At 48.6% G+C, this 23,447-nt stretch carries 22 protein-coding genes and 1 tRNA gene; 20 read left to right on the top strand and 3 right to left on the bottom strand.

Features of this window, described 5'->3' with window-relative positions; all coding sequences use genetic code 11:
• Positions 1 to 22 precede the first annotated feature (22 nt).
• The 6 genes from bamA to lpxB are packed head-to-tail and all read left to right on the top strand — an operon-like array spanning position 23 to position 6,513.
• A complete protein-coding gene (gene bamA, locus A10D4_RS04435; RefSeq protein ID WP_008488005.1) occupies positions 23 to 2,512 on the top strand; it encodes an outer membrane protein assembly factor BamA in 2,490 nt (829 codons plus the stop codon).
• Positions 2,513 to 2,546: 34 nt separating this feature from the next.
• Positions 2,547 to 3,062: an OmpH/Skp family outer membrane protein gene (locus A10D4_RS04430; RefSeq protein WP_051002086.1), complete on the top strand. Its 516-nt coding sequence runs from the start codon at positions 2,547 to 2,549 to the stop codon at positions 3,060 to 3,062.
• A gap of 3 nt (positions 3,063 to 3,065) precedes the next feature.
• The gene (gene lpxD, locus A10D4_RS04425) at positions 3,066 to 4,085 is read left to right on the top strand and encodes a UDP-3-O-(3-hydroxymyristoyl)glucosamine N-acyltransferase (RefSeq protein WP_008488003.1); all 1,020 of its coding nucleotides are present in this window, start codon (positions 3,066 to 3,068) and stop codon (positions 4,083 to 4,085) included.
• Between the two features lie 25 nt (positions 4,086 to 4,110).
• Positions 4,111 to 4,566 (top strand): 3-hydroxyacyl-ACP dehydratase FabZ, encoded by a 456-nt coding sequence (gene fabZ, locus A10D4_RS04420; RefSeq protein ID WP_008488002.1) that lies wholly within the window; start codon positions 4,111 to 4,113, stop codon positions 4,564 to 4,566.
• Positions 4,567 to 5,331 (top strand): acyl-ACP--UDP-N-acetylglucosamine O-acyltransferase, encoded by a 765-nt coding sequence (gene lpxA, locus A10D4_RS04415; protein WP_008488001.1) that lies wholly within the window; start codon positions 4,567 to 4,569, stop codon positions 5,329 to 5,331.
• Positions 5,332 to 5,352: 21 nt separating this feature from the next.
• Positions 5,353 to 6,513, top strand: a complete 1,161-nt coding sequence (gene lpxB / locus A10D4_RS04410; protein WP_008487999.1) for a lipid-A-disaccharide synthase — start codon at positions 5,353 to 5,355, stop codon at positions 6,511 to 6,513.
• Positions 6,514 to 6,518: 5 nt separating this feature from the next.
• On the opposite strand, the gene A10D4_RS04405 is transcribed toward lpxB, so the two are convergent.
• On the bottom strand, positions 6,519 to 7,046 hold the full coding sequence (locus A10D4_RS04405; protein WP_008487998.1) for a GNAT family N-acetyltransferase: 528 nt from the start codon (positions 7,044 to 7,046) through the stop codon (positions 6,519 to 6,521).
• A 169-nt stretch (positions 7,047 to 7,215) separates the two neighbouring features.
• On the opposite strand from A10D4_RS04405, the gene A10D4_RS04400 reads away from it, so the two are divergent.
• The gene (locus A10D4_RS04400; RefSeq protein WP_008487997.1) at positions 7,216 to 8,166 is read left to right on the top strand and encodes a glutathione S-transferase family protein; all 951 of its coding nucleotides are present in this window, start codon (positions 7,216 to 7,218) and stop codon (positions 8,164 to 8,166) included.
• Entirely contained in the window at positions 8,163 to 8,999 is an 837-nt protein-coding gene (locus A10D4_RS04395) for a pirin family protein (RefSeq protein WP_008487996.1), read from the top strand. Before A10D4_RS04400 ends, A10D4_RS04395 begins: the two co-directional genes overlap by 4 nt.
• Positions 9,000 to 9,006: 7 nt before the next feature.
• Here the strand turns inward: A10D4_RS04395 and A10D4_RS04390 are convergent, their stop codons facing one another.
• Complete coding sequence (locus A10D4_RS04390) at positions 9,007 to 10,644, bottom strand: tetratricopeptide repeat-containing response regulator (RefSeq protein ID WP_008487995.1); 1,638 nt, start codon at positions 10,642 to 10,644, stop codon at positions 9,007 to 9,009.
• A 263-nt stretch (positions 10,645 to 10,907) separates the two neighbouring features.
• On the opposite strand from A10D4_RS04390, the gene A10D4_RS04385 reads away from it, so the two are divergent.
• From A10D4_RS04385 to A10D4_RS14355, 3 genes are read left to right on the top strand one after another with little or no spacing between them, the layout of a single operon-like run.
• Complete coding sequence (locus A10D4_RS04385) at positions 10,908 to 11,387, top strand: GNAT family N-acetyltransferase (protein WP_008487994.1); 480 nt, start codon at positions 10,908 to 10,910, stop codon at positions 11,385 to 11,387.
• A 52-nt stretch (positions 11,388 to 11,439) separates the two neighbouring features.
• The gene (locus A10D4_RS14360) at positions 11,440 to 11,907 is read left to right on the top strand and encodes an alcohol dehydrogenase catalytic domain-containing protein (protein WP_237738526.1); all 468 of its coding nucleotides are present in this window, start codon (positions 11,440 to 11,442) and stop codon (positions 11,905 to 11,907) included.
• Positions 11,840 to 12,397: a zinc-binding dehydrogenase gene (locus A10D4_RS14355; protein ID WP_237738525.1), complete on the top strand. Its 558-nt coding sequence runs from the start codon at positions 11,840 to 11,842 to the stop codon at positions 12,395 to 12,397. Before A10D4_RS14360 ends, A10D4_RS14355 begins: the two co-directional genes overlap by 68 nt.
• 26 nt (positions 12,398 to 12,423) lie before the next feature.
• On the opposite strand, the gene A10D4_RS04375 is transcribed toward A10D4_RS14355, so the two are convergent.
• Positions 12,424 to 12,508 (bottom strand) — tRNA-Tyr (locus A10D4_RS04375).
• A 120-nt stretch (positions 12,509 to 12,628) separates the two neighbouring features.
• Here A10D4_RS04375 and A10D4_RS04370 point away from each other — a divergent pair.
• From A10D4_RS04370 to A10D4_RS04330, 9 genes are all read left to right on the top strand, one after another.
• Entirely contained in the window at positions 12,629 to 13,174 is a 546-nt protein-coding gene (locus A10D4_RS04370) for a VC2046/SO_2500 family protein (protein WP_008487993.1), read from the top strand.
• A gap of 49 nt (positions 13,175 to 13,223) precedes the next feature.
• Complete coding sequence (xerD, locus tag A10D4_RS04365; protein WP_008487991.1) at positions 13,224 to 14,156, top strand: site-specific tyrosine recombinase XerD; 933 nt, start codon at positions 13,224 to 13,226, stop codon at positions 14,154 to 14,156.
• A gap of 67 nt (positions 14,157 to 14,223) precedes the next feature.
• Entirely contained in the window at positions 14,224 to 14,991 is a 768-nt protein-coding gene (dsbC, locus tag A10D4_RS04360; protein WP_008487990.1) for a bifunctional protein-disulfide isomerase/oxidoreductase DsbC, read from the top strand.
• Positions 14,992 to 15,005: 14 nt separating this feature from the next.
• Positions 15,006 to 16,712, top strand: coding sequence for a single-stranded-DNA-specific exonuclease RecJ (gene recJ, locus A10D4_RS04355; RefSeq protein ID WP_040502518.1), 1,707 nt, complete (start codon positions 15,006 to 15,008; stop codon positions 16,710 to 16,712).
• Between the two features lie 42 nt (positions 16,713 to 16,754).
• A protein-coding gene (prfB, locus tag A10D4_RS04350; RefSeq protein WP_156812075.1) for a peptide chain release factor 2 occupies positions 16,755 to 17,853 on the top strand; the annotation gives its coding sequence in 2 pieces (ribosomal slippage) (positions 16,755 to 16,829 and positions 16,831 to 17,853; 1,098 coding nt in all).
• Positions 17,854 to 17,917: 64 nt separating this feature from the next.
• Entirely contained in the window at positions 17,918 to 19,426 is a 1,509-nt protein-coding gene (gene lysS / locus A10D4_RS04345) for a lysine--tRNA ligase (protein WP_008487987.1), read from the top strand.
• 55 nt (positions 19,427 to 19,481) lie between these two features.
• Complete coding sequence (locus tag A10D4_RS04340) at positions 19,482 to 21,188, top strand: NAD-dependent malic enzyme (protein ID WP_008487986.1); 1,707 nt, start codon at positions 19,482 to 19,484, stop codon at positions 21,186 to 21,188.
• 228 nt (positions 21,189 to 21,416) lie between these two features.
• The gene (locus tag A10D4_RS04335) at positions 21,417 to 22,895 is read left to right on the top strand and encodes a S10 family peptidase (protein WP_237738529.1); all 1,479 of its coding nucleotides are present in this window, start codon (positions 21,417 to 21,419) and stop codon (positions 22,893 to 22,895) included.
• 217 nt (positions 22,896 to 23,112) lie between these two features.
• A complete protein-coding gene (locus tag A10D4_RS04330; RefSeq protein ID WP_008487984.1) occupies positions 23,113 to 23,433 on the top strand; it encodes a ribonuclease E inhibitor RraB in 321 nt (106 codons plus the stop codon).
• The last annotated feature ends 14 nt before the right edge of the window (positions 23,434 to 23,447 follow it).

Here is a 23,447-nt window from a genome sequence, read left to right as displayed (position 1 = left end):
AATAAAGATAAGTAGCAACAGAATGACGTTGAGAAAGCTGTTATTAGGAAGTTTGGTTGCTGGTGCGGTGTTACCTGCGTATGCAGCCGATCAGTTCGTTGTTGAAGATATCAAGGTTCGAGGGTTACAACGGGTCGCTTTGGGCGCGGCGTTAACCTATATCCCGGTGCGTATCGGTGATGAAATTGATGAATTTCAACTACGCCAATCGATTAAGTCGCTGTATTCATCGACACACTTTGATAACGTCAAAGTGTTGCGCGATGGCAACACACTGATTTTCGATGTCAGTGAACGTCCCACCATCAGTAACGTCACCTTTGATGGTAATAAAGACATTCAAGACGAGCAGTTACAACAAAGCTTGGAAGAAAATGGCATTGTTGTCGGTGAGCCGATGGATATGACTACCATTAGCGAAATCGAGAAAGGGCTTGAAGACTTTTACCACAGTGTCGGTAAATATAACGCTAAAGTAACCATTACTGTGGTCGATTTGCCGCGCAATCGGGTTGAGTTAAAAATCAACTTTGAAGAGGGCGATGCGGCTGAAATTGCGCAAATAAACATCGTTGGTAATAAAGCGTTTAGCGATGAAGAATTACTCGCTGAGTTTGAATTGCGGGACGAATTGCCGTGGTGGAATATTATTGGCGAAAAACGTTACCAGAAGCAGCAACTTGGCGGCGATTTAGAAACGCTTGAGTCTTATTATAAAGACCGTGGTTATTTAACCTTCCAAGTCGAATCAGTACAAGTCGCAATGACGCCTGAACGTGACGGTATTTATGTCACTATCAATATTAAAGAAGGGCACAAGTTTAAAGTGACCGGTACCTCAGTCATTGGTGACTTGCGTGGCCATGATGAAGTTGTCGGTAAGCTTGCAACGATCCAGCCGGGTACCACCTATAGTGCGGCACAAGTGACTTATATTGAAGATATTATCGGTCGTTTCTATGGTCGCTTTGGTTATGCTTATCCGGAAGTTCGGGCGATACCGGAAATCGACGAAGATAATAACGAAGTTAGCCTGACTTTCTCAGTCAACCCAGGTAAACGCGTGTATGTTCGACGTATTAACTTTACCGGTAATAACGTCACTCAAGACCGTGTGTTACGGCGTGAGATGCGTCAATTAGAAGGCGCTTGGTTGTCCGATTCCAACGTGCAACAAGGTAAAGTTAGGTTAGAACGTTTGGGCTTCTTCGAAACCGTAGAAACTACCACCACGCCAGTGGGTGGCAGCAGCGACGAAGTTGATGTCAACTATACGGTGAAGGAACAGCAATCGGGCCAGTTTAACGTCGGTATCGGTTACGGTGATTATTCCGGCTTACAATTAAACGCCGGAGTCACGCAAAATAATTTCTTGGGGACAGGTAACCGAGCCTCAATAAATGCATCGACGAACCGTTTTAATAAGAGCTTGAGCTTATCTTATACCGACCCTTATTGGACCATCAACGGCGTCAGCTTGTCTGGTCAGGTGTTTTATTCTGAGTTTGATGCCGGACGTGCCGAAAACTTGATCCGTTATAATCAGCGCACTTACGGTGTCGGCAGCTCGTTAGGTTTCCCAATTAACGAGTATAACCGCTTAAATTTTGGTATTAACTATAAAAACCAGCAAGTTACTAACGTTGATGGCTACGAGCAGGTGCGTAATTTTTACCGTCCCTATATCGATACCAACAACCCGAATGTCGGTGTTAAATTTAACATCTACGAGCTGTCAGCCGGTTGGTCACGAGTCACCTTGAACCGTGGTACTTTCCCAACTAGCGGTTCGTCGCAGTCGGCGTCGTTAAATATTGCGACTCCGAACAGCGATATTAACTATTTTATTTTGCGCTATGACTTCCGTAATTATTGGGCGCTTAATGATGCGCAAACTTGGTCATTCTTAACCCGACTGAACTTGGGTTATGGTAATGGTTACGGTCAAGACAGTAACGGCAATGATTACTTGTTCCCGTTTTGGGAATACTTCCGTATCGGTGGCGCCGACTCATTACGCGGATTTGAGTCGAATACGGTCGGTCCTCGTGCTGTTTATCGTAGTCCGTCACAAATTGATGGTCCGCCAAGCTTAGATGGTAGCTTAAACGGTATCCCTGCTGGTCCGGGTGCGGATAGTCTGTACGTTACTGAATATTCGGTAGGTGGTAACGCAAAAATCTCTGGTGGCGTCGAATTGATTTTCCCAACACCATTTTTAAGTGAAGAATATAAAAACAGTGTGCGTACGTCGTTATTTGTCGATGTTGGCACAGTGTGGGATACTGAGTTCGACTATGATGCCTATAAAGATCTGGAAGTGGTGTACAACAGTAATTCACCACCGCTTAGCGATTACAGCTCGCCAAGCGACTTCCGCGCGTCTTATGGTATTGCGGTGCAATGGCTATCACCAATGGGGCCATTGACCTTTGCTTTGGGTAGACCATTAAAAGAAGTTGAAGGCGACGAGACTAAGGTCTTTACTTTCAATATTGGTACAACATTCTAATAATAAAACGTATTTTGACATCAAGGAGATTGCTTTGAAAAAGCTAATGAAGACTACCGTGACAGCCGTTGCTGCAGCAACCGCACTGATGGCCGGTGCCGCACAAGCTCAGCAGAAGATCGGTGTCGTTGATATGATGCAGATTTTTCAAGAATTGCCACAGCGTGAGCAAATTTCTCAGAAGCTGCAGGATGAGTTTGAACCGCGTTTCCAAGAAATGCGTCAGTTAGAGCAAAAAGTGCAGGAATTGCGTCAAAAGCAAGAGCGTGATCAGTCGATCATGTCTGAGCAAGAAAAGACCCAGCTGAATCGTCAACTTGAGCAAGTCGTTGCCGAAGCACAATTGAAGAATAAGGCGTTGCAAGAAGATACTCGTCGTCGCCAAGCCGAAGAGCGCAACAAATTGTTGGGTGATGTACAGCAGGCGATTAATGCGATTGCCGACGCTGAAGGCTATGACATCGTTTTACAAAGCAATGCTGTCGCCTTTATCAAAAAAGATGCTGATTTAAGTGATGAAGTTGTTGAACGCATGAAGGGCGGTCAGTAATTCATGACAGAATTTTCACTTGCTCAACTTGCTGAACATGTGGGCGGCGACGTTCGTGGTGATGACAGCATACTGATCAAGGCGGTAGCGACTTTGGCGTCGGCGCAAGCCGGCGACATCGCCTTTTTAGCGAACAGTCGTTATAAGTCACAGTTGCAATCAACCCATGCCAGCGCAGTGCTGTTAGCGGCGCAAGACGACAGCGATGACATCGCTGCAGCGATTATCTGTAAAAACCCTTACGCGGCTTTTGCTAAAATCGCACAATTGCTGGATACCACGCCGGCGCCTGCGCAGGGTATCGATGTCAGCGCCAAAATTGCGGATAGCGCACGTATAGGCAATAACGTTGCGATAGGGCCGAATACGGTGATTGCTGACCATGTGGTGATTGCCGATGACGTTACCATCGGTGCTAATTGCTATATCGGTCAGGGCACTGAAATTGGTGCACGAACGCGTATTTGGCAAGGTGTGAACATCTATCATCAGATCGTTATTGGTGAAGACTGTTTATTCCACAGCGGCGCGGTGGTCGGTGCCGATGGCTTTGGTTGGGCCAGTGAAAATGGAAAATGGGTTAAAATCCCTCAGCTAGGTCGGGTGGTGATCGGTAATCGTGTTGATATTGGCGCGAGTACTACCATCGATCGCGGCGCGTTAGATGATACCATCATATGTGACGGCGTGATTATCGACAACCAATGTCAAATCGCGCATAACGCTTATGTCGGTGAGGATACGGCGATTGCGGGTTGTACCGTATTGGCTGGTAGTTGTCGTATTGGTAAACGCTGTTTAATCGGTGGTGCGAGTGCCATTAACGGGCATATTGAAATTTGCGATGATGTACAAATTATGGGTTTTGGGATGGTGATCAAAGAAATCACCGAGCCCGGTGTTTATGCATCAGGTATTCCAGCCAGTGCACATCGTGAATGGCGAAGAAATGGCGCACGTTTCCGTCAATTGGACGACCTATTTAAACGTGTGAAAGCGCTAGAAAAGCGTGTAGAAGATTAATATCGATCTGTTGGGGGATGGATTTTTGACTGATCAGAAGCAAGGTTTTGATGTACGTGAAGTGTTGGAATTACTGCCACATCGTTATCCGTTTTTATTGATTGACCGGGTTATCGATTGCGACAGCAAAGCCTCGATTCATGCCATAAAGAATGTCAGTGTTAATGAACCTATTTTCACTGGTCACTTTCCTGGAAATCCTATTTTCCCGGGCGTTTTATTGTTAGAAGCTATGGCTCAAGCAGCTGGTTTATTAGGCTTTAAAATGAGCAAGAGTAAAGCCACCGCGAACGAACTGTATTTGTTTGCTGGTGTTGATAATGCTCGCTTTAAGCGTCAGGTAACGCCGGGCGATACCATTCATTTTCACGTTAAGTTTGAAAAAGAACGCCGTGGTATTTGGAAATTTTCCGGCCGCGCCGAAGTGGACGGTGAACTAGCTTGTTGTGCCGATTTGATCTGTGCTAGAAGAGATTACTAAGTGATTCACGAAACCGCGATTATTCATCCCTCGGCGAAATTAGGACGCAACGTTAGCGTCGGCCCTTGGACCATTATCGGTGAACACGTTGAGATCGGCGACGATTGCGATATTCGCTCGCATGTTGTCATTAAAGGACCGACACGCATCGGTAATGGCAATCGTATTTACCAGTTTTGCTCAATTGGCGAAGATTGTCAGGATAAAAAATATGCCGGTGAGCCAACGCAATTAGTGGTTGGCGATAACAATATTTTTCGTGAATCGGTGACGGTGCACCGTGGTACCGTGCAAGATGAGGGTATCACCCGCATCGGTAGCGATAATCTGTTTATGGCCTATGTACACGTGGCGCACGATTGCGTCATCGGCGATCACAACATTTTTGCTAATGTGGTTACCTTAGCCGGTCATGTGCACATCGGAGACTGGGTTATCTTGGGTGGTTTGACCGGGGTGCATCAATTTTGTCGCGTGGGTTCGCATGCCTTCGCCGCGGTTAATTCGGTTGTGGTGCAGGACATCCCCCCTTATATTATGGCGCAAGGTCACAACGCCGTACCGCGTACCATTAATAGCGAAGGATTGAAACGACGCGGCTTTAGCGCTGAACAAATCAGTAATTTACGCCGTGCCTATAAAACCCTCTACCGGCAAGGCAATAGCTTGAATGAAGCCGTGGCGCAACTCAGCGCTAATGGCGCCGAGGAGTTACAACCGCTGGTCGACTTTATTCAAAGTAGTCAGCGTGGCATCATTCGATAACGGCTGAGTAAACGGAATACCATGGTGTCTGAACATCAGTATCGTTTTGCTATCATCGCCGGAGAACATTCCGGCGATTTATTAGGTGCAGGCCTAATTCGTGCTCTAAAACAGCGTCATCCCAATGCTCAGTTTGTTGGTGTTGGTGGTCCGCTGATGATGGCCGAGGGGCTAACGTCTTTGGTACCGATGGAAGATCTAGCTGTCATGGGCTTGGTGGAAGTACTAAAACATCTACCCACCTTGCTGCGCCACCGCCGCCAAATCCTACATACCTTATCGGCCATGCAACCCGATGTATTTATTGGCATCGATGCGCCTGATTTTAACTTGCCGATTGCTAAGCGTCTAAAAGCGCAGGGTATTAACACGGTGCAGTATGTTAGCCCATCGGTTTGGGCTTGGCGGCAAGGGCGCATCACTGGCATTAAGGCCGCCGTTGATCACGTGTTGTGTTTATTGCCGTTCGAAAAGGCATTTTACGACCAGCACCAACTAGCGGCGACCTTTGTTGGCCATCCGCTAGCCGATGAAATTCCTATGCGTAGCGACCAAGCGACGGCTAGAGCATCGTTAGGGTTAACCACCGATGGTCCTCTGTTAGCTTTATTACCTGGCAGCCGGCAGGGTGAGATTGCACGTATGGCGCCGGTATTTTTGCAAGCGGTTGCGCGTTTGCAACAGCAATTACCGCGATTGCAGGTTGTTGCGCCGATGGTGAGCGGGGCACGCAAAACACAATTTCAGCAGTTGTTGAAAAGTTACCCTCAACTTAATATCGCCTTGGTCGATGGCCAGTCACGTACGGTGATGGCCGCCGCCGACGCGGTGTTGATGACCTCAGGAACGGTGACTTTAGAAGCTATGTTGATCAAACGTCCAATGGTGGTCGCTTATCGTTTCAGTTGGCTCAGTTATCATTTGATTAAACGCTTATTTAAAGCCGAATTTTTCTCGTTACCGAATCTATTAGCCGGACGACAATTGGTGCCTGAACTTGTCCAGCATCAAGTCTCGCCGGCATCGCTTGTCGATGAGCTGTTACCGTTATTGCAGCAACCACAAAGCGAGTTGTTGGCGACCTTTGCGCAACTACATCAGCAGTTACAGGGTAATGCTAACGAGGTGGCCGCTACCGTGGTGGAAGAACTTTGTCAGTCAGCACCATCGACGCGGCCGTAAGCTAGTTAGCTGTAGGTCGTGCTATCTCCGCTGCTATCATCTAAACGTTTTTCATAGAGTCCAACAGAAAAATACTGGCCAAATTTAAACCCGACTTCATGCCAAAAGCCACACGCTTTAAAGCCCAACTTCTCATGCAGCGCGATCGAGCTTGGGTTCGGTAGTGTAATGACCGCATAGGCACGATGAATATCGCTGTCGGCAACTGCTGCCAATAAGGTCTGTAGCAGCTGCTTACCAAGGCCTTTGCCTTGTTGACCATCGGCCAAGTATATCGATACTTCGCTGGCGGCATCGTAGGCTGCTTTGTCGCGGAACGGTCCGTTGGCGGCAAAGCCGACCACCTGATCAGCGTCTTCGGCCACAAAAATATGATAACGCGGATTATCGAGTAATCGCTTTAGCCATTGTTGACGTTTATCTAAAGACCAAGGCTCAACATCAAAAGTGACCGACGTACGTAAAATGTAATCGTTATAAATCGCATTAATTGCAGTCGCATCGGTGGCGTTAGCTGGACGGATCGCGAGCATGAAAAATCTCCCTAATTTGGCTCGCTCAGTTTACTGCTTGCAACGCGCCACGCAAGCGAATAATGATTCGATTAAATGGTTTGTTTTGTCCGTTTTTTAGCGCTAATCATACTAAAAAATTAGGTTTATACTTGAGTCATCTATCGCATTCACGTTTAAGGAGTCGATAATGGGTTTACTCGTCGATGGTCAATGGCAGGATAAGTGGTACGACACCGAATCTACCGGTGGTCGTTTCAAACGCAGCGAGTCGCAATTTCGAAACTGGCTCGGTGATGATGGCTTTGCCGCCGAATCAGGTCGTTATCACCTGTATGTGTCGTATGCTTGCCCTTGGGCGCACCGTACACTGATTTTCCGGCAACTGAAGCAACTGCAAGATCACATTGATGTGTCGGTGGTGACGCCGCTAATGCTTGAGCATGGTTGGGAGTTTGCCGACGGCGAGCGCCAGGATAAGCTCTATCAACATGATTTTCTTTATCAACTGTATCTGCAAGCTGACAGCAATTATAGCGGTCGTGTGACCGTACCGGTATTATGGGATAAAAAGCGACAAACTATCGTCAGTAATGAGTCTGCTGATATTATTCGTATGTTTAATAGCGCTTTTAACACGATCACGGGTAATCATGATGATTATTATCCTGAACCGTTACAGAACGATATTAACGAGTTGAACGAGTGGATTTATAGCACCGTTAACAATGGTGTTTATAAGTGTGGCTTTGCCACCCAACAAGACGCTTATGAAGAGGCTTATGCAGCCTTGTTTAAAACCTTGTCGGCATTAGAACAACGTTTACAAGGGCAGCGTTATTTATTGGGTGATCGTTTAACAGAGGCTGATTGGCGCCTGTTTACCACGCTGGTGCGGTTTGATGCCGTTTATTTTGGTCACTTTAAAACCAACCATAAGCGTATTGTCGATTATCCTAATCTATGGGGCTATGTGCGTGACTTGTATCAGCATCCGGGGGTGCGCGATACCGTGGTGATGAGTGATATTAAACAGCATTACTACGGCAGTCACAAAACCATTAATCCGACCGGCATTATTCCTGTAGGTCCTCAATTAGACTTTTTACAGCCGCCACAACGTCAGGAGTTAAGTCAATGAGCGCTATTTTACAGCGGGCAAGGGGCATACCAGCGCAAGACGGTGCTGGTGTCAAATTAACCCGTATCATCAATCAACCTAATTTACGTTACCAAGACCCATTTTTAATGCTGGATGAGTTTCGTTCTGACGATCCGAATGACTATATCGCTGGCTTTCCGGCGCATCCTCATCGTGGTTTTTCCACCTTAACCTATATGTTGGCAGGACAAATGGGACATCAGGATTCGGTTGGCAACGAAGGTGTTGTCGGTGCGGGTGGGGCGCAGTGGATGAAAGCAGCGCGTGGTATTATTCATTCAGAAATGCCTAAGCAAGAAGACGGTTTAATGTGGGGCTTTCAGCTGTGGATAAACTTACCCGCTAAAGATAAGTTGAGCGACCCGGATTGGGCCGACCATCCTGCCGAAAGCATTCCTGAGCGGCAGCAGCATGGCCATACTATTCGTTTAATTGCAGGCGAATATGAGGGTATGCAGGGGCCGGTGCAGCAACCGGAACAGGCTATTTTAGTCATGGATGTGCAGCTTCAGGCGGGCAGTGAATTGGAGTTACCGGCGCTTGGGCAAGCCACCCGTCTGGCTTATATCTATCAGGGCGAGCTTACTATTGATGGCGAACCGGTGAAACGTGGTGAATTGGTGCGTCTAAGTGCTGAACGTGACTTACAGTTAAGCGCCGATAACGACGCCGCACTGTTCTACTTAGCCGGTAAGCCTATCGCGGAGCCAATAGCTCAGTATGGGCCTTTCGTGATGAACAGTTCTGCCGAAGTAGAGCAGGCCATTCGCGATTATCAGGCAGGTAATTTAGCCGCCAATGAGAAGCGCTAAATCAGGGTTAAACACCAAAGCGCCGACATTCGGCTAATAAACGATCATAACGCTGCTGATGCGCTTGATTAAGAGCAATGCCCTCAAGTACGCGGAAGCAGCGTTTACATTCACGTAATAAATCGGGGTTGGGGCTATCGGTTGCACCGAAGATTTTTGCCGCAGCTTGAATATAATTTAATGCCGCACCGCTATTCATCGGCGCTAACTTTAAGGCTTGCGTGAATTGCTCAACAGCTTCACCATAATCGCGTTGCTTGTAAGCGTTAATACCCTCTTGGTTGTAATTAAAAAAGCTCTTCTGACGATTTTCAGCACGTTCAAAGCGCTCATTTAATAATTTGCGACTGTAATGATCGAGGTTGTGCTGCTGTTCGCTGCGTTTTGCTAATTCGTTGGCTTTTTCATATTCGCCGACATCTAATAGCACGGCAAGCACATCGGGCATTAGCTCCGCCGCAATATCCTGATCTTCGGCCAAGTTTTCGCCGACCACCGTATTGAGGTGACGCTGCGCCTCGCGGTAGCGGCCATTAAAGGCTTCGATACGCGCCATTACCACATCTTCAAGTTGTTCGTAGGACAGTTCAGAATAAACTAAGTTATCGTCAAAGCGTGCGCGTTGCAGTGCGAGCGTCGCTTCGGTTTGATATTTACTGACTTGAGACCGATCTTCGCCATGTTCGGCGGCATCTAAAATACTGCGAATATAAGCACAAAGATGGCGAGCATCGCGATAAACCGACTTACGGCTGATTTCAAGCACATGATGCATGGCTTGTTTGGCTAATTCAAACTCGCCGTTTTCACGCGCGATTTGTGCCAGTGTGCTTTGCCGTTCAATCGAAAATGGCGCCAAGTTTATCGCTTTACGGGCTGATTCAAGCGCCTCTAACGGCGTGTCCGCGTGTAAGTAACATTGGGTAATTAAGTCCTGCGCTTCAACCGAATGTGGACTTTTTTTCAATACTTCGCTAGCCAGCTCGATGGCTTCGTTGTAGCGCTGCTGCGCAAAGCGAGTTCGCGCTAGTGCCATCAATCCCCAGCTAAAGCGCTGCTCTTCTAACAGTTTTTCTAAGATCCGCTCAGCATCGTCATATTGACCGATATTGTTGTACAGCTCGGCCTGTAATTTAATGCAAAAATTGGTGTAGTGTCCTTGGCTTTCAATATGGCTTTGACACGCGGCGATGCAATCGGTGTACTCTTGTCGCAATAAATGGCGATAGAGTTGCCGCAGTTGTTTACGCTTGGCAAAGGCACGCAATAAGCGAGTGCGTAAGACTCGATGAGAAAACGGTTTCATCAAGTAATCGTCGGGTTGTAGTTCGACGGCACTGAGCACCATTGGACGACTATTGTCGCCGGTGATGAGAAAGAATACGGTGTCTTCACGAAGTAAATTGCGTACGCGTAATTCTTCTAAAACTTGGCGACCATTTTTTCCGCTGCCCAGATTGTAGTCCACCAATAAAATATCGAATGGCTGATTTTGGTGCGCAGCAATACCCGATTCGCCGGTGTTTTTAGCAACTACATCCTTAGCACCTAAGTTCAACAGTAACCCCTTTAACATCACTTGAAAGGGTTTCTGATCGTCGATAATCAGGACTCGTTTGTCGCTTAGTTCGAGAGATTGGCTCATGGATTAGACGTTAACTCAATCGGTAATGGTGATTGCAGGCTTTAACCCTAGCATAAAGCAGGCTTTTCACCTTGCAAAGCATTTCGCACTAGCAAGCGCTTATTCGTTGTTTTTTTGTTCGCTTGCTCCGCCAATAGCTGCAGCTTAGACAAGCTTAAGCTATGCTGTCTAACCTGTATTGAGCGCACCCCACTGGGTGTCAGAACAGTGTTATTAAAAACAGTGTTATTAAAACAGTGGCGTCAGAAAAGGAGTAATTAGCCATGTTTGCGGTGACTATTCGAGCTGCAAAAAGTACCGATTTTAATGCGGTAGCGGCGTTAGAGAAGCAAGTCTTCAAGGAGCCGGTCTACCCCGACTTTTTCTTCCGCCAAGCGGGTGATTTATGGTCGCACTTGTTTATTGTCGCCGAGTTGGCGCCCGGACAGCTGTTAGGCTACGCCTTAGCAGCACCAGCGTTAGCGCCCAAACAGCGTGAGCTATGGTTGCTATCTATGGCCGTCAGCCCTGCGGCCCAAGGGCGTGGCGTTGGCAAGCAGTTACTTGCCGCTGTCATTGAACGCGCCCGCGAGCAACACTTTAAGCAATTGTTGTTAACGGTTCATCCGGATAACCCCGCGGTTAACTTGTATCAAGCTTTCGGTTTTCATTCTTTGGCACACGAGGCCGAGTATTTTGGTCAAAATGAGCCGCGTTACCGTATGCAACTATCGTTAGCGCCGAGTTTAATTGCTGATCCGTAAATGGCAATTGAATGCTCGCAAGTAACCTTTATAAACCGGCAAGGAGAAGCCTATGCAAGCCGTTACCATTGACGACAAACAACTTTATTGGAAACCGCGTGAGCGCCCTGCGATAGCGGCTAACGAAGTTTTAATTAAAGTCGCTTATGCAGGTATTAATCGCGCCGATTTGATGCAGGCGGCGGGACAATATCCGCCACCGTCAGGGGTTACCGATATTCCAGGATTAGAGGTCAGCGGAGAAATTGTCGAGTGTGGTGCCGAGGTGAATGGTTGGCAGGCTGGCGAGAAAGTTTGTGCCTTGCTAGCGGGGGGCGGCTACGCCGATTACGTCGCCGTGCCAGCTTGTCAGGTGGCACCGATTCCCACCGGGTTGAGTGTGCAACAAGCCGCCGCTATATGCGAGGTTTATGCTACCGCCTGGATGAACGGCGGCGCAACCCGGGGAGCGGGTGTTAGTGCATGCAGGCGCCAGTGGCGTTGGTTCGGCAGCGATTCAGTTATGCCGTCGTCAAGGTAATCCGTGTTTTGTTACCGTGGGTAGCGACGAGAAGCTCGATTACTGTCTGGCGCTCGGCGCCGAGGCTGGCTGGAATCGTCGTCAAGGTGAGTTCGTCGAGGCGGTTAAACAATGGGGTGGTGTCGACGTCATCTTAGATCCGGTGGCGGGTGCTTATTTATACCAAGACCAACAAGTCTTAAATCAAGATGGTCGTATCGTCGTTATTGGTTTAATGGCTGGTCGCGATAGCCAGCTTGATGCTGGGCGCTTATTAATGAAACGGCAGCATTTGCTGGGCTCAACGTTACGTAGCCAACCGAGCCAGCGTAAAGGTGCGGTGATACAACAGTTGATTAACGAGGTATGGCCGGGCTTTAGCGACTCGCAACAATCGTTATCGGCGCAAGTTGACCAAGTGTTCGAACGCGATCAAGTGCGTGATGCGCATGCTTATTTAGCGGCGAATCGCAATCACGGTAAAGTATTATTAGCGGTTAATCCTGACTAAGGTAAGCGACAAACCGGGAGAGAAAATGGTGGAGGGGGCAGGATTCGAACCTGCGAAGGCTGAGCCGTCAGATTTACAGTCTGATCCCTTTGGCCGCTCGGGAACCCCTCCACGTGAAGAGCGCGTATAATACCAGCTCAGAGGCTTCTGTAAAGGCAAAAACCGCTAAATTTTTGCTATTTGCTGCCGATAGCTTAGTTATTCACCAATTTTGTTGTTGGAAGCTTAGCGATGGCGCTGGCGTCGAATTCGCCTTACTTAGATAATGTGGCTGCTAGTCCGCGCGTTCAGCAACGCGTGGCGCAGGCGTTGGCACGCGGTGATCAAGCCGAGTTTGCCATGTGGTTGGCAATGTTTTCGCCGCATACTGACGAACAACCGCAACATCAACCGTTACCGCCGACTAACGAACCTGACTGGCGGCGCTTATTGGGCGCAGCTGAGGCGCGTCCGTTAGATCTGCAACATCAGCGTCAGACTGTGCCAGGCGTCTATACGCAGCGCGCCGAACTGGCCGCGTTTCAGTTGGCTGACGCGCTAACGCCACAAGCATTAGTCGTAGACGCGAGTCCGCAGCGCTTACCCGCCGAGCTCGTCGATAATTTAGATTGGCATACCCGTCAGCGTCGTCAGCAGCAGTTGGCTAGCGCGACAGTGCAAGGGCCGGGCAACGAGCGTCCACGTCGTTATCGCGAGGCTGATCTGTACGACATGTTGCAACAGTTAGGTATTGACGCTATCTCAAGCAACAACAACGCTGGCGAGTCTGTCGCTTAAATCGTATAGTGATAACAGCCCAAGTTGCCGATGGTAGTTATGCTGTTATATGTCACAAGCGAAAGTCTCAAATAAACCCCACGATGAACACATCGAGCAATTTCTTGATCGACTATGGTTGCAGCAGGGTGTTAGCCAGCATACGCTCAGCGCTTACCGCAGTGACTTACAGCAATTGCTCAAATTCTTGTTGCATCATACCGCTTGTCAACGTCTGTTAGACGCCGAAACACAACATTTACAGGATTATTTATTGTGGCGACGCCAACAAGGGCTGTCGCCGCGCAGTACTGCGCGTTTATTAAGCGCGAGTAAAAAATTTTACCGCTTTGCATTACAGCAGTTAGGTTTACAGCATGATCCTTGCGCGCAATTACAGCGCCCAAAACAAGCCGCCAGTATTCCGCATTCGCTGACAGAGAGCGAAGTGGAAGCATTGTTACAGGCGCCAGACGTTGACACGGCTATAGGTTTACGCGACCGGGCTATGTTAGAAGTGCTCTATGCCAGTGGGTTACGGGTTAGTGAACTGGTCCAGCTATCGCTATCACAACTGAGCTTGCAGCAAGGTTTAGTGCGTGTCATCGGTAAAGGTAATAAAGAACGGCTAGTACCGCTGGGTGAGGAGTCGTTAGATTGGCTTGAACGTTACCTCAAGCATGGTCGCGCTGCGCTACACGACGGCGCTGGCGATTGGGTGTTTGTCAGTGGCCGCGCAAAGCAACGACAAAGTGCCGGCATGACACGGCAAGCGTTTTGGTATCGTATCAAAGCCTATGCGCAGCAAGCTGATATTCGAAGCCACTTGTCGCCACACACATTACGGCACGCGTTCGCTACGCATCTGCTGAATCACGGCGCAGATTTACGCGTATTACAGATGCTATTGGGCCACAGCGACTTGTCAACAACGCAAATTTATACTCACGTCGCGCGTGAGCGATTGCAGCAACTGCATAGCCAACACCACCCCCGCGCGTGACCCTGTATTGCATTTTTTGTGGGCTCGGGGTAGGGTGCCTGCAAACTATTTTTAGAAGGTTGTCAGTATGACGTTATTCGCTGGTATACGCCGCGTTTTGTTCGCCTCTGGGCTGGTCTCATCGCTACTTTTTGCGACCCCGCTTGTTGCGGCGTCGCTTGCTGCTGCCGATGAAGTTAACACCGAAGCCTTAACACGGTTGGGGATGCAGGTAGAGGCGGTGGCCGAATCGCGCATCGCTGGATTGTTTCAGATCACCACCGATAAAGGCATGTTCTACTTATCTAAGGACGGTAAAACACTGGTCAACGGTCGGCTTTATGACGTCTCGGGACAGCAGCCGGTGGATCTTACCGACATGGCGATGGGTGCAATGCGGGTGCGTGAATTAGCACCGTTAGAAGATGAAATGATCGTTTATAAAGCCGCTGACGAACGTCATGTGATCACCGTATTTACCGATACCACTTGTGGCTATTGTCGCCGTATGCATCAGCAGTTGGACGATTATTTAGCTTTAGGTATTAGCGTACGTTATATGGCTTATCCACGTGGTGGTATGGGCTCGGAGGGAGCCCGCACGTTAGCGCAGGTGTGGTGTAGCGAGGATCGAAAAGCGGCGTTGACGCAAGCTAAACACGATCAGCACCTGGCTGCTGGTCGTTGCGATGATCCGGTCGCCAAGCATTACCAACTGGGGCAAAAGTTCGGTATTCAAGGTACCCCGGCCGTGGTATTAGAAAACGGCATGATCATTCCTGGCTATCAACCGCCTAAAACATTGCTGACGACCATTAATGATGCCCTGAGTGCAAGCCAAAGCGAAGGACGCTAAGCGTGACCGAACAGATTGTCATTAAGCGTTTTGCTGATGTTGATGACAGCCATTTACCGGCGTCTTTACCGCCCCTATTAAGGCAGATATATGCGCGTCGAGGTGTCAGTGATGCACAGCAGTTACAACTACGAGCGCAACACCTATTACACTTTTCTGGACTGCGCGGCATCGACGCTGCGGTTGCAATATTAAGCCAAGCACTGACTCAGCAACAGCGTATTTGTGTTTGCGGCGATTTTGACGCCGACGGCGCGACTAGCACGGCGTTAATGATTAGCGCGTTGCAGGCTTTTGGTGCGCAGCAGGTCGACTATTTGGTGCCTAATCGCTTTGCCGACGGCTACGGTTTGTCGCCATCGGTGGTGGCACAGGCCGTCGCGCTCAAGGCCGATGTGATTGTCACCGTCGATAACGGTATTGCTTGTTTTGACGGTGTTGCCGCGGCCAAAGCTGCTGGCTTAACGGTGATTATTACCGATCACCATTTAGCCGCTGCTGAGCTACCTGCGGCGGATGCTATTGTTAACCCAAATCAGCCTGGTTGTGCCTTTGTTAGTAAACATTTGGCTGGCGTCGGGGTCGCCTTTTACTTATTGCTGGCGCTACGCGCCGAGCTACGAGAACAAGGCTGGCAATCATTACCGCAGTTAGCTGATTGGCTCGATTTAGTTGCGCTCGGTACGGTGGCTGATGTGGTACCTTTAGACGCGAATAACCGTATTTTGGTGCAACAAGGATTACAGCGTATTCGAGCGGGGCGCTGTAGACCCGGTATCCGTGCGTTATTGGATGTCGCCGGCCGTGACAATACTCGGCTGCAAGCTAGCGATTTAGGCTTTGCGGTAGCGCCCCGTATTAACGCAGCCGGGCGCTTGGACGATATGGCACTGGGTATCGAGTGCTTATTGGCTAACAGCGACAGCCGCGCCTACGCCATGGCCAATCAACTCGATAAATTGAATCGCGAACGCCGTGATATTGAACAGCAGATGCGCGACCAAGCTGAGCAAATCGTGGCGCAATTGTCACTGAATGAAAAAACATTACCGCCGTTGATTTGCTTATATCAAGCCGGTTGGCACCAAGGCGTCATTGGTATTGTCGCGGGGCGAGTAAAAGAACGTTTTCATCGTCCGGTTATCGTCTTTGCCGATGATGACGACGGCCAGTTGAAAGGCTCTTGCCGTTCCATTGATGGTGTGCATATTCGTGATTTGCTAGAGCGAGTTCATAACCTGAACCCGGGCTTAATCAGCCGTTTTGGTGGTCACGCGATGGCCGCCGGTTTGACCCTGGCGCAACAGGATCTACAACGTTTTAGCGAACAAGCGCAAGCAGTAGCATCAGCGTGGCTGGATAAAGATCAGCTTAATCAGACCTTATGGTCCGATGGTGAATTGGATAGCGCACAGTTAACACAGGCAATGGTTGAACAACTAGAGCAAGCGGGTCCTTGGGGACAGGGGTTCGCTGAACCTCGGTTTGATGGCGAATTTAGTATCGTCAGCCAGCGCATGGTCGCCGACAAGCATCTTAAGTTAGTGTTACAAAGCGATAGTGGTACTTTGGTCGATGCGATTGCCTTTAATGTCGATACTGGCCGTTGGCCGAATACGCAGGTTACTCGCTTGCAACTTTATTATCGCGCGCAAATTAATGAATTTAGAGGCCGCCGAAGTGTACAACTGCTGGTGGAGCATTTGTCACCTTTAGGCTAGAATATCAGGCTATTTTTCAGCTAGACAACCGCAGAGAATTGCATGTTTGAAACAAATGCGACTTATAACGCCATAAAATCAATGCGTGAGCGCAGTGACGCGCTTCGGGGGTATCTTTGACTACCCTGATAAAGTCGAACGTTTAGAAGAGGTTACGCGTGAACTTGAAGACCCCGCGGTGTGGGAGCAACCCGACAAAGCGCAGGCTTTGGGTAAAGAGCGTGCCTCGCTAGCATTGGTCGTAGAAACATTAGATCGCCTCCACCAAGGTCTCGACGATATTGAAGGTTTGGTTGATTTGGCTGTAGAAGCCGACGACGAGGATACCTTTAATGAGGCGACAGTTGAACTAGATGACTTAGAAAAGCAACTGGCCAGTCTAGAATTTCAACGTATGTTTGCCGGGCAAAATGATGGCAGTGATTGCTATCTGGATATTCAAGCGGGTTCCGGTGGTACCGAGGCCCAAGATTGGGCGAATATGCTGCTGCGCATGTATTTGCGTTGGGCAGAGGCGCATGATTTCAAAGTTGAAATTACCGAATTATCCGAAGGCGAAGTGGCTGGGATTAAATCGGCTACGGTACACATACAGGGCGATTACGCCTTTGGTTGGTTGCGTACCGAAAGCGGTGTTCATCGTTTAGTTCGCAAGTCGCCATTTGATTCTGGTAATCGTCGCCATACCTCGTTCGCATCGGTGTTCGTCTATCCCGAAGTTGATGACGATATTGATATCGAAATCAATCCGGCTGATTTACGGATTGATACCTACCGTGCCTCTGGGGCAGGTGGACAACACGTTAACCGCACCGATTCGGCAGTACGTATTACGCACGAACCCACGGGTATTGTGGTGCAGTGTCAAAGCGACCGTTCACAGCATAAAAACCGCGACGTGGCGATGAAGCAGCTACGGGCGAAGTTGTACGAGTTGGAATTGCAAAAGCAAAATGAACAGAAGCAAGCGATGGAAGATAGTAAGGCTGACATCGGTTGGGGCAGTCAAATTCGCTCGTATGTGTTGGATGACGCGCGCATTAAAGACTTGCGTACTGGCGTAGAAAATCGTAATACCCAAGCCGTATTAGACGGCGCGTTAGATCCGTTTATCGAAGCCAGCCTGAAATCGGGGCTATAAACGTTTTATTGAGACTATCAACGATCACTGTAAGCACTATCGTAAAATACAAGAGGAAGTAGTAATGACAGATAAATCGCAACCCGCAGAAGTCGATATTAACGAACAGATCGCTCAGCGAAAGAGCAAACTGGCTGCGTTGCGAAAACAGGGCGTTGCTTTTCCCAATGACTTTCGTCGCGATAGTGTCGCTGAACAGTTGCACCAAGCCTATGGTGAATTAAGCAAAGACGAGTTGGCGCAACGCGAAATTCGCGTCAGTGTGGCCGGTCGAATGATGACACGACGCATCATGGGTAAGGCTAGTTTTGCGACATTGCAAGACATGAGTGGTCGTATTCAAGTTTATGTCGCGCGTGACAACTTGGCCGAGGGTTTTTATAACGAGCAATTCAAAAAATGGGACTTGGGCGATATTATCGGCGCCAGCGGTGTGTTGTTTAAAACCAACACCGGTGAGTTGAGTGTACAAGTGGATGATATTCGTTTGCTGACTAAAGCACTGCGACCGCTGCCGGATAAGTTTCACGGTTTGGCCGATCAAGAAACACGTTATCGTCAGCGTTATCTTGACCTGATCACCAATGAAGAATCACGCAACACCTTCGTGGTGCGTTCTAAAGTGGTCGACTATATTCGCCGCTTTTTAAGCGCTCAGGATTTTCTAGAAGTCGAAACGCCGATGATGCAAACCATTCCAGGTGGTGCCTCGGCCCGACCTTTTGTGACTCATCACAACGCACTCGATATGCAGTTGTTTTTACGCATCGCACCGGAACTCTACCTGAAACGCTTGGTAGTCGGTGGTTTTGAGAAAGTGTTTGAGATCAATCGTAACTTCCGTAACGAAGGTTTATCTACTCGGCATAACCCAGAATTTACCATGCTGGAATTCTATTGGGGCTACGCCGATTACCATGACTTGATGAATCTAACCGAATCGATGTTGCGCGGTATGACGCAGGAAATTTTGGGTAGCACGACCTTTAGCAGTCAGGGCGTCGACTATGATTTCGGTCAGCCGTTTACGCGTATGACGGTGCTAGAGGCTATCTTAGCGCACCTACCTGATAGCGATGAAGCGCAGCTAAAAGACTTACAAAGTGCCAAAGCTTTGGCTGAAAAGCTGGGTATTAAGGTTCAAGCTAGCTGGGGCTTAGGTAAGATTCAAATCGAGATTTTTGAAGAAGTTGCCGAGCATAAATTAATTCAGCCGACCTTTATTACCGCTTACCCAGCCGAGGTTTCACCGTTGGCGCGCCGTAATGACGACGACCCTTTTGTTACTGACCGCTTCGAGTTTTTTGCCGGTGGTCGTGAGCTGGCCAATGGCTTCTCAGAATTAAATGATGCTGAAGATCAGGCCGAACGCTTTCAACATCAAGTGCAACAAAAAGAAGCCGGTGACGACGAGGCGATGTTTTATGACGATGACTACATCACTGCATTAGAGCATGGCATGCCGCCAACTGCGGGTGAGGGCATCGGTATCGATCGCCTAGTGATGTTGTTGACCGATTCGCCGTCGATTCGCGATGTCTTGTTGTTCCCGCATATGCGGCCACGTGCTTAAGCGTTAAGTCGCTTAAGCGGACATCTGGATGACCGAATAAGGAGCTGTTGTTGTCATGAAAGAATCTGTCACCAAGCAAAATAAAAAGCGTCCTTTGTATATTCCTCACGCTGGACCATCGTTATTAGAAACGCCGCTACTGAATAAAGGTAGCGCGTTCTCGCGTGAGGAGCGTACTGCCTTTAATTTGATGGGACTATTACCGCCACGTTACGAAACTATCGAAGAGCAAGTAACGCGCGCGTATATGCAGTATAAGAGCTTTGACACGCCGATGAATAAGCACATTTATTTGCGGGCGATCCAAGATAATAACGAAACCTTATTTTATCGTTTATTACGTGATCACTTGGCTGAAATGATGCCGATCATATACACGCCAACGGTGGGCGATGCTTGTGAGCAATTCTCTGATATTTATCGCAGTTCTCGTGGATTATTTATCTCCTACAAAGAACGTGATCAAATGGACGATATACTGCATAACGCCACTAAGCGTAACGTAAAAGTTATCGTCGTCACCGATGGTGAACGCATCTTAGGTTTAGGCGATCAAGGTATTGGCGGTATGGGTATTCCTATCGGCAAGCTGTCGTTGTATACCGCCTGTGGTGGTATTAGCCCTGCTTATACGTTACCGGTAATGCTTGATGTCGGTACCAATAATGAGAAACTGCTTAATGATCCCATGTATATGGGGTCACGACATAAACGTATTGACCAAGATCAGTACGATGCTTTTATTGAGCAATTCATTACCGCTGTGAAACGTCGCTGGCCGCAAGCCATGATCCAATTTGAAGATTTTGCGCAACCCAATGCGATGCCGATTCTAACTCGCTATCGTGAACAAGTGTGCTGCTTTAATGACGATATTCAGGGGACTGCCGCGGTCACGGTGGGTACCTTATTGGCTGCCTGTAAAGTCAAAGGCGATAGGCTCAGTGAACAGCGTGTGGTCTTTGTCGGTGCCGGCTCGGCTGGTTGCGGCATCGCCGAGCAAGTGATCGGGCAAATGGTGTCGGAAGGCATTAGTGAAGAGCAAGCGCGCAGTCAAATCTATATGGTTGATCGGTTTGGCTTACTGACCGAGGGGATGGCCGACCTGCGTGACTTTCAGCAGCGCTTGGTGCAATCGCAGCAAGCCTTGGCCGATTGGTCGTATAGCGGTGATTATGCGTCATTATTAGACGTCATGCATTGTGCGCAACCGACAGTTCTCATCGGCGTTTCCGGTCAGCCTGGCTTATTTACCGAACAGGTCATTCGGGCGATGCACAAAGGTTGTGCGCAACCTATCATTTTTCCACTCAGTAATCCGTCACGACATATTGAAGCGCATCCGCAAGATGTCATCAATTGGACTGAAGGCAAGGCTATTGTGGCAACTGGCAGCCCTTACGCACCGGTTGAATATGACGGTCAGCATTATCCTATTGCGCAATGTAATAACAGTTACATTTTTCCGGGCATCGGCTTAGGTGTGCTGGCGGTGAAAGCTCGTTTGATCAACGATGATATGCTCAATGCTGCCAGCGTAACCTTAGCTGAACAGTCACCATTGGCAAGCCAGGGCGAAGGTAAGTTACTGCCTGATTTTGACGCCCTAGATGAACTCAGCAAAAAAATCGCATTCGCCGTGGCAAAAGTCGCTATCGCTGCCGATTTAGCTTTGGAAATCGATGACGACACCTTGCGCCAGCGTATCGAGGCTAACTTTTGGAAGCCCGAATATCGTGATTACCGTCGCGTGAGTATCTAAACCCGCCAACATTGACCGTTAGTCTTAGCTAACGGTCAATTATCTCATTGTGCTTGAGTCTCTAGCTGGCTTTTCAGTAATGTATTGACCGCTATGGCAAGATGTTCTCGCAACATATCGTTGTTGCTGGTATATCGTTAACGATCTTTGGAACATTGCAAAAAGGCTAAGCCAATGATGATAAAAATGAATAAACGTCGCTTAGCGGCGGGTTTGCTGGCGCTGAGTATGAGCTTACCAGCGTTTGCTGCAGATACCGATACGCACAGCCGACAAATCGATATTGATAGCAGCGTGGTGACCGAGCATGAAGTTCGGATCAAAGGCGAAACCATCGAATACACCGCCACTACGGGTACGCAACCGGTGTGGAATGACGACGGTGATGCCATCGCTACGTTGTTTTATACGTACTACAAGCGCAGTGATGTCGACGACGACAGCAAGCGTCCGCTGTTGATTTCGTTCAACGGTGGTCCCGGCTCAGCGTCGGTGTGGATGCATATCGCTTATACTGGCCCTCGAGTGTTAAAGATCGACGACGAGGGTTATCCAGTGCAACCTTATGGTATCAAAAACAACCCCGATTCGGTGTTAGACGTTGCTGATATTGTGTACGTAAACCCAGTTAATACCGGCTACTCCAGAGTACTGCCTAATGCTGACGGTGAACTACCGTCACGCGAACAACAAAAGTCGATGTTTTTTGGTGTAAAAGCCGACATTAAATATCTGGCTGATTGGGTCAATACCTTTGTTACTCGCAATAATCGTTGGCGCTCGCCGAAGTTTTTGATCGGTGAAAGTTATGGTACGACTCGCGTTTCCGGTTTGGCAGGAGAGTTGCAAGATCGGCAGTGGATGTATCTCAATGGTGTTGTTTTAGTGTCGCCAACCGACCTCGGTATCGATCGTGACGGTCCGGTAAAAGCTGCTAACCGATTACCTTACTTTGCTGCAGCAGCGTGGTATCACAACGCGCTAGACAGTGAGTTGCAAGGGTTAGACTTAGATGAGCTGCTGCCGCAGGTTGAAGCCTTTACCGTCAATGAGTACTTACCGGCGTTAGCCAAAGGTAGCTTTATTGACGAACAAGAAAAACAACGAGTGGCACAGCAAGTGGCACGTTATTCTGGTTTAACCAGCGATACCGTGTTGGCGGCTAATTTAGATGTTAGTACGTGGTTTTATTGGAAAGAACTGCTGCGTGATCGCCAGCAAACCATTGGTCGTTTAGATTCGCGTTATTTAGGTATTGATCGCGATGGTGTCGGCTCTCGTCCCGATTACAACGCCGAGCTGACATCATGGCTACATTCGTTTACGCCAGCGATTAATTACTATATTCGCGAAGAGCTAGATTATAAAACCGACGTGAAATATGCCATGTTTGGTGATGTACATCCTTGGGATCGTACTGGCAATGATACCGGTGAACGCTTACGCCAAGCCATGGCTCAAAATCCTTATTTGAATGTAATGATTCAGTCGGGTTATTTTGACGGCGCAACGAATTACTTTGATGCTAAATACAGCATGTGGCAAATGGACCCTAGCGGTTTAATGAAAGACCGTCTGCGTTTTAAAGGTTATCGTAGTGGCCATATGATGTACTTGCGCGCCGATGACTTAAAGTCGGCTAACGACGACCTGCGCGAGTTCATTTTGCAATCGTTACCGGCTAACGGCGAAGCGGCAAAATACTAACAAGAAGTTTTAAGCGCGATACCCTCGCGACGAAAAAAGCCTGCATTATGCAGGCTTTTTTTATGGCTATTTGTATCACTGACCAGGTCCAGCATCGGTCGAAGAGTACGCATAATGTTAAAGTTGCGTAAAAAATGAGCAGAGGCTGCATTGAACGTAGTAGCGTATAGCCTACGGAGCAGCACCGACAGGGACGTTATTTAGCGAGACAAGTTATATGCACATACAACAGAACAATGATAGTCGAGTCTTAGCCCAATTAGCCGCCGAAGGTTTTGACTTTGATAAGTCCAGTATTATCGAGTTTACCGTCGAATTTGAGCGTTGGCCGCCACAAAATGAGGCGATGCGGTTATTGCAACAGGATTATCCGGATGTGCAATTATATCCGCCCTGTGATGACGACGCTGGCTACGTTGTTGTACGCATTCAACAGCCGTTAAGCTATGCGCTAGTCAGCGACACTCAGCGCCAATTAACGCGGTTAATGGCACCTTACGGTGGCTTATGCGATGCCTGGGGTGTGGTGCTGTCTTAGCGCGCTTAAATGAA

The organism is Idiomarina xiamenensis 10-D-4 (genome assembly GCF_000299895.1).
In the GTDB taxonomy this organism is placed as follows: domain Bacteria; phylum Pseudomonadota; class Gammaproteobacteria; order Enterobacterales; family Alteromonadaceae; genus Idiomarina; species Idiomarina xiamenensis.
The sequence above is the reverse complement of the archived record's forward strand: the minus strand, read 5'-3'. Positions and strand labels throughout refer to the sequence as shown.